Genomic DNA, 14,775 nt, shown 5'->3' with positions numbered 1-14,775 from the left:
TCAATGGGCATTCTCGTATACAACCTTTAATTCCATTGAGCTTTCATCGAAAGATAAGTAGGTGTTTGTATCTTCAAAAAACCATGTATCATTTCCTTCTACAAAAAACGTTATACCATGTACATCTTTAGTAAAACCTGCGTGATAAGGTGTTTCGGCAGAAAAGGCAAGGCTGTATCCTTTATGCTTTTCACCAAATCCGGCATATTGCGGATACATTCGGATAAAAAGATGAGTATTATTTCTAAATTCGTCAGAAAACCAAGAAAAAGCTTTTTCATCAATAGAGATAAACATAATATGCACCAATCCTTTTCATCTAATTGGAATATGCTCTTTTCATAAAACAACAAATGCAGAGTTACATCTCTGTGGAGAGATAAATTCCCCTGTTAAGAAAATGGTAAGGCGTAACAGAAAAATTCACTATGATATTTTTCACACATTCAGACCGATTGGAGATAATTAAAAAAGTGTTCATAATTGGATAGGAAGAAAAGAATATTTTGTGTCTATATACTTCAAGCTGTGCTTTTTTTGTAACATCTTAATAGTGGTAACAATGCTAAAATAAACTCAAAAGAGAAGCATCTAAACAGGAGGCTATATAACATGGAAGAGAATTTTACACAGCTTGCAAGCTGCGTTAATGATATAAAAAAATTGATAGAGTCATTTCAATCGACTTTGGATAATATTGAAAACCGGCTGGCACGATTAGAAAAAGTAGATAGTATCGAACATCGGGTAGCTGTTAATCAAATTGATCTTTCCGATATTAAAGAGTCGCTGCAGCGGATAGAAGAGCTCCAAGTCCAGGAAGCCGAGAGGAAGACTGAAAAATTACATGGGAAAATGGAAACGAACAAAAATGAAGACCTGCAATATGTTCATCGGCGCCTCGATTCCCATCTTGTGAAAATTGCGAGGGCTGAAGAAGATATTATGATTTTGAAATCTAAGTAGTTGATGGTCTCTTTCTAGATAAAGAAAACTCGGCGATTGCCGAGCCTTAAAGCGAGGGCAGAGCCGTAGTTGCACTTATGCGTGCGGAATTTATGGATAAAAATTCTGATAAGCTAAAAAAGGATATCCCTCTATGAAGCAGGAGGAATATCCTTTGAGATATGCCATTTCTCAAATGAGGGGAATGGCTAACTTTTATTTAATAATGCTCTTAAGCCGTGATAAAGAAGTGCTAAAGCAAAAACAATCATTGCTAGGACTCCGATAATATCAAAAATACTAGTCAAGCTAGATATTAAAGGTATTCCAGGAAGATTAACCAGTGCTAGACCTGCCAGAATACAGGCTAAATATAAAAAGGCTAAGCTATTCATCATTTCATCCCTCCTTAAGAATAAAATATTCACAAAGTGGGGAAGTGCCTGGTCAAATATCCAATTCATCTAATATTCATTAATAATAAAACAAACACCCAGACCTGCTAAATCGGTCTGGGTGTTTTTAATGTTAATAAAGCATCTCTGATTCTTTCAGGGGAATTTGCTTAGCGGCAGATTCTCCATCTTCTTCATTTTTTGTGACTTCAACATACTTAATATGGTGTTCTTCCATCTCAAGAATTTTAAAGGAATATGAATCATTAAGAATGATATCGCCCTCTTTGGCTTCATAGTTCTCAGTGAGAATCCACCCGCCAATCGTATCGACGTCTTCATCATTAATTTCTAAACCAAGCAAATCATTGACTTCGCTGACTAATACCTTGGAATCAATAATAAAATGGTAATCTTTAATTTTCCTGATCATTGGAATCTCATCCATATCAAATTCATCACGAATCTCGCCAACTATTTCCTCAAGAATATCCTCGACAGTAACAAGGCCTGAGGTTCCACCATACTCATCCATTAAAACGGCCATATGGACCCGGTCCTTTTGCATCCTAACCAAAAGATCGTGGATAGGAATTGATTCAATAACCCTAATAATCGGGCGGGTATAGCTTTCAAGTGTCTGTGAAGACAAATTTTCATTCCCAATTAAAGCAGTCATCATTTCTTTAATGTTTACCAATCCGATAATGTGGTCCTTATCACCGTCAATAATCGGATAGCGGGTGAATTTTTCCTCTCTTAAAACCTCAAGAAAGGTTTCAAGTGTGTCGTCCTTTGATAAAGACATTATCTCAGTTCGGGGAACCATGATTTCTTTTGCAATCCTGTTATCAAACTCGAAAATTTTGTTTACATACTTAAACTCAGACTGGTTAATTTCACCACTTTTATAGCTTTCAGACAGTATAATCCGAAGTTCTTCTTCAGTATGCGCCAGTTCATTCTCTGAAACTGGTTTTAATCCGAAAAGACCAGCAGTAACCCGGGCAGAGTTATTAAGTGCCCATATGACCGGATACATTACTTTGTAAAACCAAATGAGAGGTTTTGACATTGCGAGTGTAATAGCTTCAGCTTTCTGAATCGCTAAAGTTTTCGGTGCGAGTTCACCGACCACAACATGAAGGAATGTGATGGCTGCAAAAGCAATGCTCACTATCAGAAAATGGGACACACTTGCTGGTATGTTCAATCCCTTGAAAAGTGGATGCAGCATCAGTTCAATAGTCGGTTCACCCAGCCACCCAAGGCCAAGGGCTGTAATGGTTATCCCCAGCTGGCAGGCTGAAAGATATTCATCCAGATTTGAGACGACCTTTTTGGCCGCAATTGCCCTTGTGCTGCCTTCCTCGATAAGCTGGTCAATTCTTGAACTTCTTACCCTAATTATCGCAAATTCTGAAGCGACGAAAAAGGCTGTTAAAGCAATTAAAATGGCTATTAAAACCAAGTTAAATATGTCCAATAAGTTTCCTTATCTCGTTAAGAAGACGAGTAAGGAGTCACCTCCCAGTAAATTAAAAAAATTAACTCGTAAAATGCAAAAGGGATTTCATCAGGGCCGTACTTTGCTGATTTAATGTATCTGCCAGCGTTTCTGTTTGGTGTTTATCAAGCTTATCAATTAATGGCAACAGAACAGATAAATCATCATGCAGCTGTTTCATCTGCTGTGTGACGGCACATATATGTTTTTCCACTTCTGATTCACGGATTTTCTTTTCTTTCTTTATTTCTAGCTTTCTTTTAATCTCATCTAATGGAAAATACAGATTCTTACATTCTTCAATAAATCTTAAATCGGCTAATGCTTCTTCAGAATATATTCGATAATTGGATTTAGAACGATCTGCATTTAATAAACCAATAGATGTATAATAATCGATTGTTCTCTTAGAAACCCCGGCAGCGCAGGCTATTTCACCGATACGATAGAATGCCCCATCATATCACCTCAATTAGTAAAATTAACAATAATTATAAAGAAATAAAAGTGTACAGTCAAACGTACCAGTTAGTGATTTGGCTGTTAAAAACATTTTATGGGAAAATAAAATTTATATGAAGGAGAGTTAGAAAATTTAATTTATAAATAAACAGCGCCTCACTCCGCTTGAGACGCTGCCGATTTTCTGACCTCAACATACATAATATGATGGCCTTCAATTTCTTTTATTTGGAAATTGAATCCTTCCTTTTCAATTGAATCCCCTTTTTGAAGGTCGAATTTTTGTGTGAGGAACCATCCGCCAATCGTGTCAATATCTTCTTCGTCAAGCGAGGTCCCTAACAGGTCATTCACTTCAGAAATTAAAACCTTACCGTCTAATATAAAATGATTCTCTCCTTTTTTCTGTATAAGGGGGATCTCGTCAATATCAAATTCGTCTCGTATTTCTCCCACAATTTCTTCTATTATATCCTCAACAGTTACAAGCCCAGCAGTTCCTCCATATTCGTCTGAGAGTATAGCCATATGTAATCTGCTTTTTTGCAGTCTTAGCAATAATTCATGAATCGGTATCGTCTCGATTACATGTATAACGGGATTTAAATAAGGCATCAGGGGAGCTTCTCCGTTACATTTTTGCTCGATACAATCAGTCAGCACCTCCTTGATATTAATAATTCCAAGAATATTATCCTTATCTCCATCGATAACAGGATATCGAGTGTACTTTTCTTTTTTAATAACCTCGAAAACTTCCTCCATTGTTAAATCCTTTGAGAGTGCGACGATTTCAGTCCGCGGAACCATAATTTCCTTCGCAATCCGATTATCGAATTCGAAAATCCGATTAACATAACGAAACTCAGATTGGTTAATCTCACCGCTTTTATAGCTTTCAGATAAGATCATCCGAAGCTCTTCCTCAGAATGAGAGATATCATGCTCAGATGCAGGCTTAAGACCGAACATTCCTGTAACCAGGCGAGCAGAATGATTCAAAATCCAAATAAATGGATACATGATTCGATAAAACCAAATTAATGGGGGAGCAAACAAAAGAATAACCTGTTCCGCTTTTTGAATGGCAAATGTTTTTGGTGAGAGCTCTCCAATCACCACATTAAAAAAAGTAATAATCGCAAAGGCAATGATAAAAGATAAAATGTGTTTTAAGGAACTCTGCAATTGAATTTTCTCGAACAGGGGATTCAGGATTCTTTGGATTGTTGGCTCTCCCAGCCAGCCTAAAAGCAGGGAAGTAATCGTTATGCCGACCTGTGTTGCTGATAAATACCCGTCCAGATTCATTAAAACCCTTTTTGCCGTTTCCGCTTTCTTGTTCCCTTCAGTAATTAATTGGTCAATCCGGGTAGTACGGACCCTAATCATAGCGAACTCTGAAGATACAAAAAAGGCGGTCATGGCTATAAGAATTGCGATGATAAAAATATTTGTTAAGACCATTCAGCACCTTACCAGTTGTAAGGCCGTCACCTCCATTCACCATTTCTTTTTTTATTATAACCCTATCTTACCTTTTCTACTTGATTGGGTGTCTTAAACGTACTTTGACCATTTTAATGAGAAAAATTTTAACCTTTTTTTAACCAAAAGGCAAAACAAAAAAAATAGCCGCTTATTTTGGCGGCGGTTTAAATTATAGAAATGAGGAATATTAAAGTATAGGTATAAATAGGCGGGACTATGTTTCTTTCCAATCAGCTGCAAGCATTCCATAAACAATTAGATCATGAAAACGCCCGTACAATTGTTCACCTTCCCGGATTTTTCCCTCCATAGCAAAACCAAGCCTTTCGGGAATGGAACGGCTTTTTTTATTTTTTTCGCCACAGCGGATTTCTGCCCGGTTCAAGCCTAATTCATAAAAAATATAGTTGAGTACACCCTGAACGGTCCTGGTCATTATGCCGTGGCCTTGGGCTGATTCTGCAAGATAATATCCTATGCTGGTTTGCCGATTGTGCCAATCAATATTATGTAAGCCAATAGAACCAACCAGTTCACCTTTATAAACGATACCAGCATTAAAGCCGTTATTGTCTGCAAATTGCTTCAGCCAGATGGGAATAATGGAGTGATACTGAAATGCCGAATTCATGGCATCGACCCATGGGAGCCATTTGCGTAAATAAAAACGGTTCTCATCAACCAGCTGAAAAAGCCTTTCTGAATGGTGAAGCTGAAATAATTGAAGCTCAATATCCTGATCTATTCTCATTGTAAACATATACAATCTCCTTAATGAAATGCTATCTTCATTAATTCCTTTTATTCTTCTTTTGCTGTTGGAAGGTTAATTGTAAAGGCGGTTTTTTCAGGATATGATTCACATGAAAGCTGCCCTTTATGTTTTTCGATTATTTCTTTACAAACAAATAATCCCAGACCGGTGCCGAGCTTTTTCGTGGTGAAAAAAGGTTCAAAAATCGTTTTATGTAATTCTTCCGGTATCATTGGTCCATTGTTTGAAATTTCAATTTTAATTTGGCAAGGATCATCCAGGTGGCAAATGATTTCAACCGTAGGATTTTCAGTACGGTGCTGGCCAAGTACATCAATCGCGTTGAAAATGATATTAATAAAAACCTGGCGGATTTCATCAGCATATCCATAAAGAAGCCGATCCTCCGTTAGTTCCTTTATTATCCTTACTTTTCCATCCAGAATACTAGGGTATAGAAAATTTAATACCTCTTCAATTAAATGATTAAGATGAAAATAGCTTTTTTCTTTCCCTATCAGCTCTTTTTTGGACAGAAGCAGAAATTGGGAAATGCGGAAGTTCAGTTGATCTAATTCGTTGGATATAATTTCAAGATATTTCATTTGGGGATAATCTGATTTCAGCAATTGTACAAATCCCTGAATCGAAGTTAGCGGATTTCTGAATTCATGAATAAAACTGGAAGTCATTTGTCCCAGTAATGTAAGTCGATCCTGGTGAGTCGAATCAATAAATTTATTTTTTTCCTCAATAATTTGATTTTTTGCCTCAGTGAAGCGGGAGACTGCAAAATAAATAAATTTGTCAAAGCAGAAATTAATTAAATTAATCGACTCCTGTAAATCTTCCCACGCCAACCCGACCTTGCTTAAATAGCTGTATAAAATGGATCTGCCAAGATTAACATTATATACAAATTCCCCTATATTAACATTTGCTTCGACTCTTTCAGCGGCAATCTCCAATGCCAGTTTTTCAATATCTTTAAGCAATTCAGCCTCATTTCGTTTGAAAAGTGTTACCACTACATTAAAAAGAGACTTGCCATTTTCTCTAATTCTTTCTATAAACGGATTAACATCGGAAATGATGATAGCCGATTCCCAATCCTTTAGAATATTTTTTCTCTCACTTTCAAAGAAAACAAATAAATCGTCTTTTGTTTCGCTAAACATCATGTACCTCCCCCGTATCCTGCCTAAAATTCCTGAACAAAGAGATTATTCGATTAGGGAAGAAGAAAATCCTCTATATCGGTATCCATTATTAGAAAATAAATTGAATGTGTAATTGCCTGCATATCTCTGCTAAGGAATTTTACTTGTCAGTGCTTAAGATTCGTAGTATATTCAATATGGAAAAAATTAAATATTTCCACAGGGGGAGCTGCATTGGCGGCTGAGAGTGAATGTTCGAGTTCTGACCCTATGAACCTGTTAGTTAACGCTAGCGTAGGGATGTGGTTTGCGGATATAAGCATTTCAGGCAATCCTCAACCGCCCTGGATTGCTTTTTTTTGCATCCTTTCTTCCAGGTGGCACCATTTCGTAGGGTATGGTTCAAAAGTTTACCTAAAGAAGGGAGAAACAAAGATGAAACAAAGAAGCAACACATTGTTTATAGTGGAGATTGCAGTATTCACAGCACTTGCATACTTACTTGATCTCGCATCAGGATTTATTTTCTCAAGAATTTGGCCGCAGGGCGGTTCTGTATCAATTGCAATGGTTCCTATTTTTTTAATGGCTTATCGCTGGGGTATAAAGGGTGGAGTATTGACAGGCTTCCTATTGGGCTTACTGCAGCTCGTTATTGGGTTTTCGACGGTTGTGCATCCCGTTCAGGGCTTTCTGGATTATTTTCTTGCCTTTTCAACAGTCGGGCTGGCAGGTGTTTTTGCTCGTGGCATAAAGAATGCTTTACAGGCAAACCAAAAGAGCAAGTGGATGACATATGCAGTGCTTGGTGCGTTTATCGGTAGCTTACTGCGGTTCATTTGCCATTTCATTTCCGGATTTGTTTTCTTTGGGTCATATGCGCCAAAGGGTCAGCCGGTTGCTCTTTATTCATTCATATACAATGGAACGTATATGCTCCCAAGCTTTATCATTAGCGCAGTTCTAGTTATCCTTGTGATAAGCGCGGCACCGAAAAAGATGGTTAACTACCAATAAAAAACGTAAAAAAGAAAAGGGGCTAATCTCTTTTCTTTTTTTTGCCTTAAAAAATTGGAATATCTTAAAATTGAATTATTAGTATATAAATATGGCAAACTTATAAACTTTTCAGTGATATCCTTATTTTTTAAATGATTTTTCATTATATTGCTTTTACAATTCTGAAGTTTTAATGTTAAAATAACAAAGAAAGATAATCATTCTCAATTAAAAAACAAAGGGTGATAGGCATGGTTGGACAGCTAAAGGCAGGAGATAAAGGAAAGATTATTGATATCTCTCATGTTGGTCACCTAGTCCAAAGGCGTTTGCTTGATTTTGGCATTACCGAAGGATCAGAAGTATGTGTGAAGTGCATTATGCCATTTGGTGGTCCTATAATGATTGAATCTTGCGGACAGTGTGTTGGAATTCGCCGCAAAGAAGCAGATTGTATTGAAGTGGAGAGATTATAAATGGAAGTTGCTCTGATTGGAAACCCCAATACCGGGAAAACTTCATTGTTTAATAATTTAACTGGCTCCTACGAATATGTGGGTAACTGGAGCGGTGTAACCGTTGAGAAAAAGATAGGTCTGTTTAAAAATAATGTCGGCAGACTTATTGATCTTCCAGGAGTATATACGTTAAATCCATTATCTAAGGATGAAGGTGTAGTTACTTCATTTTTTCTAAATGAGACGGTAGACCGTTTGCTGAATATATTGGATGCGTCACAATTGGAGCGTAATCTGCATTTAACGATTCAATTGCTAGAGTTCGGAAAGCCTGCTCTGATTGGATTAAATATGGTTGATGTTGCCAGCAGCAGGGGCATTCAAATTGATGCAGAAAAATTGTCAGTTTTAATTGGTATCCCGGTTGTACCTGTTGTAGCAAGAAGTGGAAAAGGCTGTGACCAGCTTGTAAATGTAATTTCAAATGATGGAACTGTTACAATCCCAAAGAATCTCGTCTATTATGGAAAAGATGTAGAGGATGCGATTCAGTCTCTCTCCAAGGAAATTGAAGGGAAAACAAACCATTCAGCAAGGTGGCTTGGACTTCAATGGTTTGAAGGAAATAAGTATGTTGAAGCATACCTGCAAAATATCGTAAGCACACAAAGAATGGAAGAAATCTTTAAAGAAGCTGAGCAAAATGTACGAATAAATGAAGGATCAAAGTCTCTTTCCCGCTTTATCTATTTAAAAAGAAAGTCGGTTATAGAGCAAATACTGGCAGAATCTGTCCGAAAAAAAGACGCTGTTATCCCACTTTCTGAAAAAATTGATAGTATTGTTACTAACCGGATTATCGGAATGCCTATTTTTCTTTTACTAATGTATTTAATGTTTAAGCTGACATTTGACTGGCTGGGAACTCCATTAGCAAATGGGCTTGATGCGCTCCTTACCGGCCCTGGTACCAGTGGGGTCGAGAAATTATTAGCTCTTGCAGGGGCGTCCGCCTTCATACATGACCTTATCACTCAGGGATTGGTAGCAGGTGTCGGCGGGGTGCTTGTTTTTGTTCCACAGATTTTTATTCTGTTTTTCTTCATTTCACTATTGGAGGATTCAGGATATATGGCCCGTGTCGCCCTTGTTATGGACAGAATCATGGAGGCAGTCGGGCTAAACGGTAAAGCATTCATTCCCATGATGATAGGTTTTGGCTGTAATGTGCCTGGAATCATGGCAGCGAGAACAATTGAAACGCCGCGGGAAAGGCTTTTAACAATTTTGCTGACTCCGTTAATGTCTTGTTCAGCAAGGCTGCCAGTCTATGCTTTATTTGTAGGAGCATTTTTTGAAGGGCAAAAAGCGCTCGTTGTTCTTAGTTTATATGTATTGGGGATTGTGGTTGCTCTCGGACTAGCCAAGCTTTTCTCCATCACTTTGGTTAAATCAGAAACATCACTCTTTGTCATTGAACTTCCTCCATACCGTCTGCCCCAGTTCCAGGCATTGAGGAGAAGTACATGGGATAAGGGGAAAGGCTTTGTCAAAAAGGCAGGTACTTTCATTTTTGGCGGGTCAGTCTTTATCTGGCTGTTGTCCTATTCGGGCCAAGTGGACTGAATGTTAATATGGACGATAGCTTCCTTGCAGCTATCGGAGGCATACTTGCCCCGCTGTTACAGCCGCTTGGCTTTGGAACATGGCAGGCAGGAGCATCATTAATAACAGGATTCCTGGCAAAAGAGGCCATCATTTCTACAATGAATATTATATATTTTGTTCCAAAAGGAGCAAACCTTCAGGGATTGTTAACCGATTATTATACTCCGCTTGCGGCATATAGTTTCATGGTTTTTATTCTCTTATATATCCCTTGCCTGGCAACCGTAGCGACCATTTATAAAGAAACAGCCTCAAAGAAATGGACGGTATTTTCAATCGTGTACGCATTGGGGATTGCTTATTTATTATCAATCATCGTTTATCAGGGCGGAAAACTGCTTGGTTTAGCATAACAGGAAAGAGGTGGAGCAAATGGTAGCGAACATTATAATCGGGGGCGCCATCTTTAGTTACGCCAGCTGGGCTCTTGTAAGGTTTATTAATAAATCAAAAAAAGGCAAATGCGCGGCATGTTCTCTGGCAAAAAACTGTTCCAGCCAGTGTGGTACCAGTTCCTTTACAGAGAAATAACTCGCTATAGCTGCTATCACATGTGATAGCAGTTTTTTCTTTTAAAAATGGATAAACTTGTGTAAAATTTCACTATATGCATTTTGCATCGAAGGAAGGGTTTTTATTGACCAGGGATGAAATCATTATGAAGGTTTCAGAGAAGCTGCGTTTAATCCGGACAGAAGCAGGCTATACCCAGGATAAAATGGCTGAAATTATTGGTGTGTCAAAAAAAACTCTTGTCCAGATCGAAAAGGGAAGGGTAATGGCTGGCTGGTCTACGGTCGTTTCTGTATGCGCTTTGTTTAGAGAGTCGGACAACGTGATAATCTTATTTGGAAATGAACCACTGGAGGTACTGGAAACGGTAGCCAGGGAGGGGATCGATTTAAAAAAACAAAAAACCCTTGGAGGACGTGTCTGGTGGAGGGAAATTTCAAGAAAAAGTGGTTTCATCCTGCAGCAGAACATTTTAAGCAAGCACTTCCGCATTCTGGATGACAAGGATTGCAGAGTTTTCAGCAGTTTTGATGAAAAGTATTCTAAATTGCGATTAAAAGAGCTAACAAAGGAAAAAAAATCATAATTAAAATCAAGACAGGCTTATCCCTGTCTTGATTTATTTATCCATTAACTTTTCAGTCCGTTAAGGATGATATCAAATAGTATAGAGGACCATTTATCAGCAGGAAAACCTTCAACATTAGGAATCGTAATAGCATGAAAGAAAATTCCTGCCGCCACTGTGGAAGGAAGATCCTTCCTTAAAAAACCGGCAAGTCGGGCTTCCTCAATAATGATGATTATCAATTCAAACATTTCCTTATGATACAAATCCAATTTTAATAAGTTGCTCTCTACCATTTCTGAAGAACTTTGTTCAATCAGGGGCCGAATGGACATCACCGAATGAAGATAAGAATACTCCAGAAATAGAGCCAGAAGTTTTTTTAATTTATTAATCGTATCAGTGTCTTGCTGTAACTGACTAATCTTTTCCATAATGGCTTCCATTAGATGAATCATATAATCGGTTATTAATTCATCTTTGTTGCTGTAATATTCGTATATAGTGCTTCGGGCTACATCTAGACCCTCTGACAGTGCTTTAAAATGAAAGCCTTTATATCCTTTTTCCAGTAAAAGAATTTCTGCAGCTTTCATCAGTTCGGCAGAGTCGGTTTTTCTCTGTCTGGCCATTATCCTTTACTCTCCTCAGCGTCTCTTTAACAGTTATTATAAAAAAAATCTCCCTTAAAGAAAAGACAAGTTGGACAAGTAGCGTAATGCTTGAAGTTATTTTGCCACGAGAACATGGCAGGGGGCATTTTTTATAATATTTCCTGTTACGCTTCCAAGAAACATCCGCCTCAAGCCTCCTGTTCCAGAACTACCCGCAACAATGAGATCTGCTTCAAATTTTTCAGCAAGTTCGCAAATTGCATCCGCAGGGCTTCCTTCCAAAATAATATAATCAACTGAGATGAAGGGGCTATTTTCCAAAGCCTGCTTCGCTTCAAAAAGAATCTGATCAACACTATTTTTAATGATTGTATGTGTTGTTTTTTCGTTGAATCCCTGCTTTATAGGGAGAGGGGGCAATTGAATTCCTTCAAGGAGGTATCCATTCAATGCTGGTGGTTCAACATGGATAGAATCCATCTGTTTGCTGCCGATTTTTTCATCATAAACATTAACGACAGTCAACTCCATACCAGTATTTTGCGCAACAATCCCTAAAGTAAGCTGTAGAGCTTTTTTCCCTCCTTCACTTCCATCATAGGCCAGGATTATTCGTCTAAATAAATTGTCCAAATTCGATCATCCCTTCTTGATGAATTTCGGAGTGCTCCGATTATGATTCTTTTCCCATTTTTCTTCCTATTTACACTAAAATAAAAAATTGTTCAATTTGACCCCCGTAAAATAAATTTTGTAGCCGAATTATTTATAGTGATTTAATTAATTGGCCGTCAAACTGATAAGCCTTTGAATTAAAGGAACAAGCTATTGCTTCCTTTTCAGGGCTTTTTCTTTTTTATTTACTATTGCTAAGGCGAAAATTTAATAGCCCAAGAGAGTAAGTTATTTAGAAGATGGGTAAACGTAAATGTCAAAGTCATTTTAAAAGATTAAAAGACAAATAGTTTCTATGTAACAGGGAGGCTCTATGAGCAAATTATTTTTTAGCGGATTAAAAGAAAACTGGAAAAAATGGCATATGAACCAGGTAATGGTCCTTTCTTTTTCAATATTGATCCTTGGTTTACTTGGCATGTTCTATTTCTTTTCAAAGGATGCCGATATTTCAGCATTAAAAACGGAACTTTCCCAGCCGTCTATTTTTTATGATGTGAATGGGAAGGTTGCCAGCAAAATCTCTGGCAATAAAAATGAAGGTGTTTCAATTAAGCAGGTTCCTAAATCAATGAAGCATGCAGTTGTTGCGATTGAGGATCACCGATTTTATGAACATAACGGTGTAGACTATATTGGCATTATGCGGGCATTTTTTCGGAATTTAAAGGCAGGCTCAGTAGTGGAAGGCGGCAGTACGATTACCCAGCAGCTTACCAAAAATGCTTTATTGACTTCAAAAAAAACATATAAACGAAAATTCGATGAAATTTTTCTAGCAAGAGAAATTGAAAAAGAATACACAAAAGATGACATCCTCCAAATGTATTTTAACCAAATATATTTTGGAGAGGGAGCATGGGGATTAAAAAATGCTGCACTTAAATACTTTGGGAAAGATGTCAAAGACTTGTCAGTTAGTGAATCGGCTCTTCTGGCGGGCTTGATTAAGGCACCATCGGCTCTTGATCCTTATGATCATATGAAGAAAGCTGTAAAAAGGCGAGATCTCGTTCTTAAAGAGATGAAAATGCAAAAATTTATCTCTGAGAAACAATATGAGCAGGCTAAGTCAGAGAAGGTTGTTTTACACGATAAAGAAGGTGATCCATTCAGGGGCAAATATCCTTATTATGTTGATCAGGTCCTGGAGGAAGCAATTAAGAAATATGGGTTATCTCAGGATGAGGTCTTGACTGGTGGTTACCAAATTTATACTGAACTTGATCCTAACATGCAGACAGCTGTAGAATCAACCTATCAAAATGATTCTCTTTTCCCACAAGGAAGCGACCAGCTTGTCCAAAGTGGCGCTGTACTAATCGATCCTCATACAGGTGGGGTGAGGGCTCTTGTGGGCGGTCGCGGGGAGCATGTTTTCAGAGGCTATAACCGGGCATCACAGTTAAGGGCACAGCCGGGATCTTCCTTAAAACCCATTGCTGTGTATGCCCCGGCTCTTGAACAGGGCTGGAACATTACGGATATGCTAAAGGATGAGCCGATGAAATTCGGGTCATATGAACCAAGCAATTACAATCATCAATATGCAGGGGAAGTACCAATGTATGACGCAGTAAAGGATTCAAAAAACCTTCCGGCTGTTTGGCTTTTGAATGAAATTGGCATCCAAAAGGGGCTGGATTCGATTAAACGTTTTGGGATACCTCTTGAAAAGGGAGACCGAAGTTTATCCGTCGCCCTTGGAGGCCTGCTGAAAAAGGAGTATCTCCAATGATGATGGGGGAAGCATTCTCTGTTTTCCCAAATGAGGGCAGCAGGGTGAACGCCCATGTCATTAAAAAAATTGTCAGTGCCGATGGGAAAGTCGTGGCCGAATGGAAGGAAAAGAAATTCAAAGTCACAAGCAAATCTGTAACCGATAAAATGAATTCCCTGCTTTTGGGTGTTGTAGAGAATGGAACAGGAAAAGGCGCACAGGTTCCTGGCTATGAAATTGCAGGAAAAACTGGCTCGACCCAGGTTCCAATCGAAGGAATAAACGGTGTCAAGGACCAATGGTTCGTTGGATACACTCCAGGGCTGGTCGGTGCAGTCTGGGTAGGATATGATAAAACGGATAAAAATCATTATCTAACCACAACAAGCAGTGAAGGGGCGGCCTCATTTTCCGCAAGTTTATGGAAGAGGCATTGAAAAATACACCACCTGAGAGCTTTAACGTCCAGCACATTGGTAACATAATTGAGCAAAAGAGGCAGGAAGAGCTACAAAAACAGCAGGATAGCCTCGACCAGCAATTCAACAATGCAGCAAAAGAATGGGAAAAGAAAATCAATCACGAAAAACAAAAAGGGGAAAAGAAATGGAAAGAGAAGGGCCATGGCAAAGGACATGGAAAGCATGGCCATTAATAGGAAGGAAGGAGTGCAGACAGCTGCACTTCTTTTCTGTTTGGCTATGTTAAAGCTCATTTTCCTTCAACGCAAAAAACAGGCTGGCTCCTTTTTGGGAACTGGCCTGTTTTCTTATTATCGCTTATGAGAGCCAGTTAACCAATGCTCCAATAACTACTATCGCTCCAACGATCATTAAGATTGTACGT

General features: G+C 38.4%; 17 protein-coding genes, 2 pseudogenes and 1 riboswitch. Of the genes and pseudogenes, 9 read left to right on the top strand and 10 right to left on the bottom strand.

The window, feature by feature from the left end; genetic code table 11:
• Entirely contained in the window at positions 1-297 is a 297-nt protein-coding gene (locus RCG23_RS07045; protein WP_308179144.1) for a HesB/YadR/YfhF family protein, read from the bottom strand.
• A 315-nt stretch (positions 298-612) separates the two neighbouring features.
• Between RCG23_RS07045 and RCG23_RS07040 the strand changes: the two genes are divergently transcribed.
• Positions 613-966: a hypothetical protein gene (locus RCG23_RS07040; protein WP_308179143.1), complete on the top strand. Its 354-nt coding sequence runs from the start codon at positions 613-615 to the stop codon at positions 964-966.
• Positions 967-1,154: 188 nt separating this feature from the next.
• On the opposite strand, the gene RCG23_RS07035 is transcribed toward RCG23_RS07040, so the two are convergent.
• The 7 genes and pseudogenes from RCG23_RS07035 to RCG23_RS07005 form a co-directional block, all read right to left on the bottom strand.
• A complete protein-coding gene (locus tag RCG23_RS07035; protein ID WP_308179142.1) occupies positions 1,155-1,343 on the bottom strand; it encodes a hypothetical protein in 189 nt (62 codons plus the stop codon).
• Between the two features lie 130 nt (positions 1,344-1,473).
• Positions 1,474-2,826, bottom strand: coding sequence for a hemolysin family protein (locus RCG23_RS07030; protein ID WP_308179141.1), 1,353 nt, complete (start codon positions 2,824-2,826; stop codon positions 1,474-1,476).
• Positions 2,827-2,887: 61 nt separating this feature from the next.
• A complete protein-coding gene (locus tag RCG23_RS07025; RefSeq protein WP_308179140.1) occupies positions 2,888-3,061 on the bottom strand; it encodes a hypothetical protein in 174 nt (57 codons plus the stop codon).
• 48 nt (positions 3,062-3,109) lie between these two features.
• Positions 3,110-3,289, bottom strand: a pseudogene (locus RCG23_RS07020) (MerR family transcriptional regulator); the annotation flags it as partial.
• A gap of 176 nt (positions 3,290-3,465) precedes the next feature.
• On the bottom strand, positions 3,466-4,776 hold the full coding sequence (locus tag RCG23_RS07015; RefSeq protein ID WP_308179139.1) for a hemolysin family protein: 1,311 nt from the start codon (positions 4,774-4,776) through the stop codon (positions 3,466-3,468).
• A 238-nt stretch (positions 4,777-5,014) separates the two neighbouring features.
• Positions 5,015-5,560, bottom strand: a complete 546-nt coding sequence (locus tag RCG23_RS07010; protein WP_308179138.1) for a GNAT family N-acetyltransferase — start codon at positions 5,558-5,560, stop codon at positions 5,015-5,017.
• A 41-nt stretch (positions 5,561-5,601) separates the two neighbouring features.
• Positions 5,602-6,735 (bottom strand): HAMP domain-containing sensor histidine kinase, encoded by a 1,134-nt coding sequence (locus RCG23_RS07005; RefSeq protein ID WP_308179137.1) that lies wholly within the window; start codon positions 6,733-6,735, stop codon positions 5,602-5,604.
• A 191-nt stretch (positions 6,736-6,926) separates the two neighbouring features.
• A riboswitch (TPP riboswitch) is annotated at positions 6,927-7,032 on the top strand.
• Positions 7,033-7,149: 117 nt separating this feature from the next.
• On the opposite strand from RCG23_RS07005, the gene thiT reads away from it, so the two are divergent.
• From thiT to RCG23_RS06980, 5 genes and pseudogenes are all read left to right on the top strand, one after another.
• Entirely contained in the window at positions 7,150-7,731 is a 582-nt protein-coding gene (thiT, locus tag RCG23_RS07000) for an energy-coupled thiamine transporter ThiT (RefSeq protein ID WP_308179136.1), read from the top strand.
• Positions 7,732-7,964: 233 nt separating this feature from the next.
• A complete protein-coding gene (locus tag RCG23_RS06995; RefSeq protein ID WP_308179135.1) occupies positions 7,965-8,189 on the top strand; it encodes a FeoA family protein in 225 nt (74 codons plus the stop codon).
• Positions 8,190-10,192: pseudogene (gene feoB / locus RCG23_RS06990) on the top strand (ferrous iron transport protein B).
• Between the two features lie 19 nt (positions 10,193-10,211).
• Entirely contained in the window at positions 10,212-10,370 is a 159-nt protein-coding gene (locus RCG23_RS06985) for a FeoB-associated Cys-rich membrane protein (RefSeq protein WP_308179134.1), read from the top strand.
• Positions 10,371-10,476: 106 nt separating this feature from the next.
• A complete protein-coding gene (locus tag RCG23_RS06980; protein WP_308179133.1) occupies positions 10,477-10,938 on the top strand; it encodes a helix-turn-helix transcriptional regulator in 462 nt (153 codons plus the stop codon).
• A 44-nt stretch (positions 10,939-10,982) separates the two neighbouring features.
• Here the strand turns inward: RCG23_RS06980 and RCG23_RS06975 are convergent, their stop codons facing one another.
• Entirely contained in the window at positions 10,983-11,552 is a 570-nt protein-coding gene (locus RCG23_RS06975; protein WP_308179132.1) for a TetR/AcrR family transcriptional regulator, read from the bottom strand.
• A 96-nt stretch (positions 11,553-11,648) separates the two neighbouring features.
• Positions 11,649-12,167 carry a universal stress protein gene (locus RCG23_RS06970; RefSeq protein ID WP_308179131.1) on the bottom strand — a complete coding sequence of 173 codons (519 nt, stop codon included), beginning with the start codon at positions 12,165-12,167 and terminating at the stop codon, positions 11,649-11,651.
• A gap of 355 nt (positions 12,168-12,522) precedes the next feature.
• Here RCG23_RS06970 and RCG23_RS06965 point away from each other — a divergent pair, with 355 nt between their 5' ends.
• From RCG23_RS06965 to RCG23_RS06955, 3 genes are read left to right on the top strand one after another with little or no spacing between them, the layout of a single operon-like run.
• Positions 12,523-13,947 (top strand): transglycosylase domain-containing protein, encoded by a 1,425-nt coding sequence (locus RCG23_RS06965; RefSeq protein ID WP_308179130.1) that lies wholly within the window; start codon positions 12,523-12,525, stop codon positions 13,945-13,947.
• Positions 13,944-14,366, top strand: a complete 423-nt coding sequence (locus tag RCG23_RS06960) for a penicillin-binding transpeptidase domain-containing protein (RefSeq protein WP_308179129.1) — start codon at positions 13,944-13,946, stop codon at positions 14,364-14,366. The genes RCG23_RS06965 and RCG23_RS06960 overlap by 4 nt, the downstream gene beginning before the upstream one ends.
• Positions 14,363-14,584, top strand: coding sequence for a hypothetical protein (locus RCG23_RS06955; protein WP_308179128.1), 222 nt, complete (start codon positions 14,363-14,365; stop codon positions 14,582-14,584). The genes RCG23_RS06960 and RCG23_RS06955 overlap by 4 nt, the downstream gene beginning before the upstream one ends.
• The last annotated feature ends 191 nt before the right edge of the window (positions 14,585-14,775 follow it).

Origin of the sequence: Neobacillus sp. PS3-34, assembly GCF_030915465.1 — a bacterium.
In the GTDB taxonomy this organism is placed as follows: Bacteria; Bacillota; Bacilli; order Bacillales; family Cytobacillaceae; genus Neobacillus_A.
Note: the sequence above shows the minus strand (reverse complement) of the source record. Positions and strands in the feature narration are given on the sequence as shown.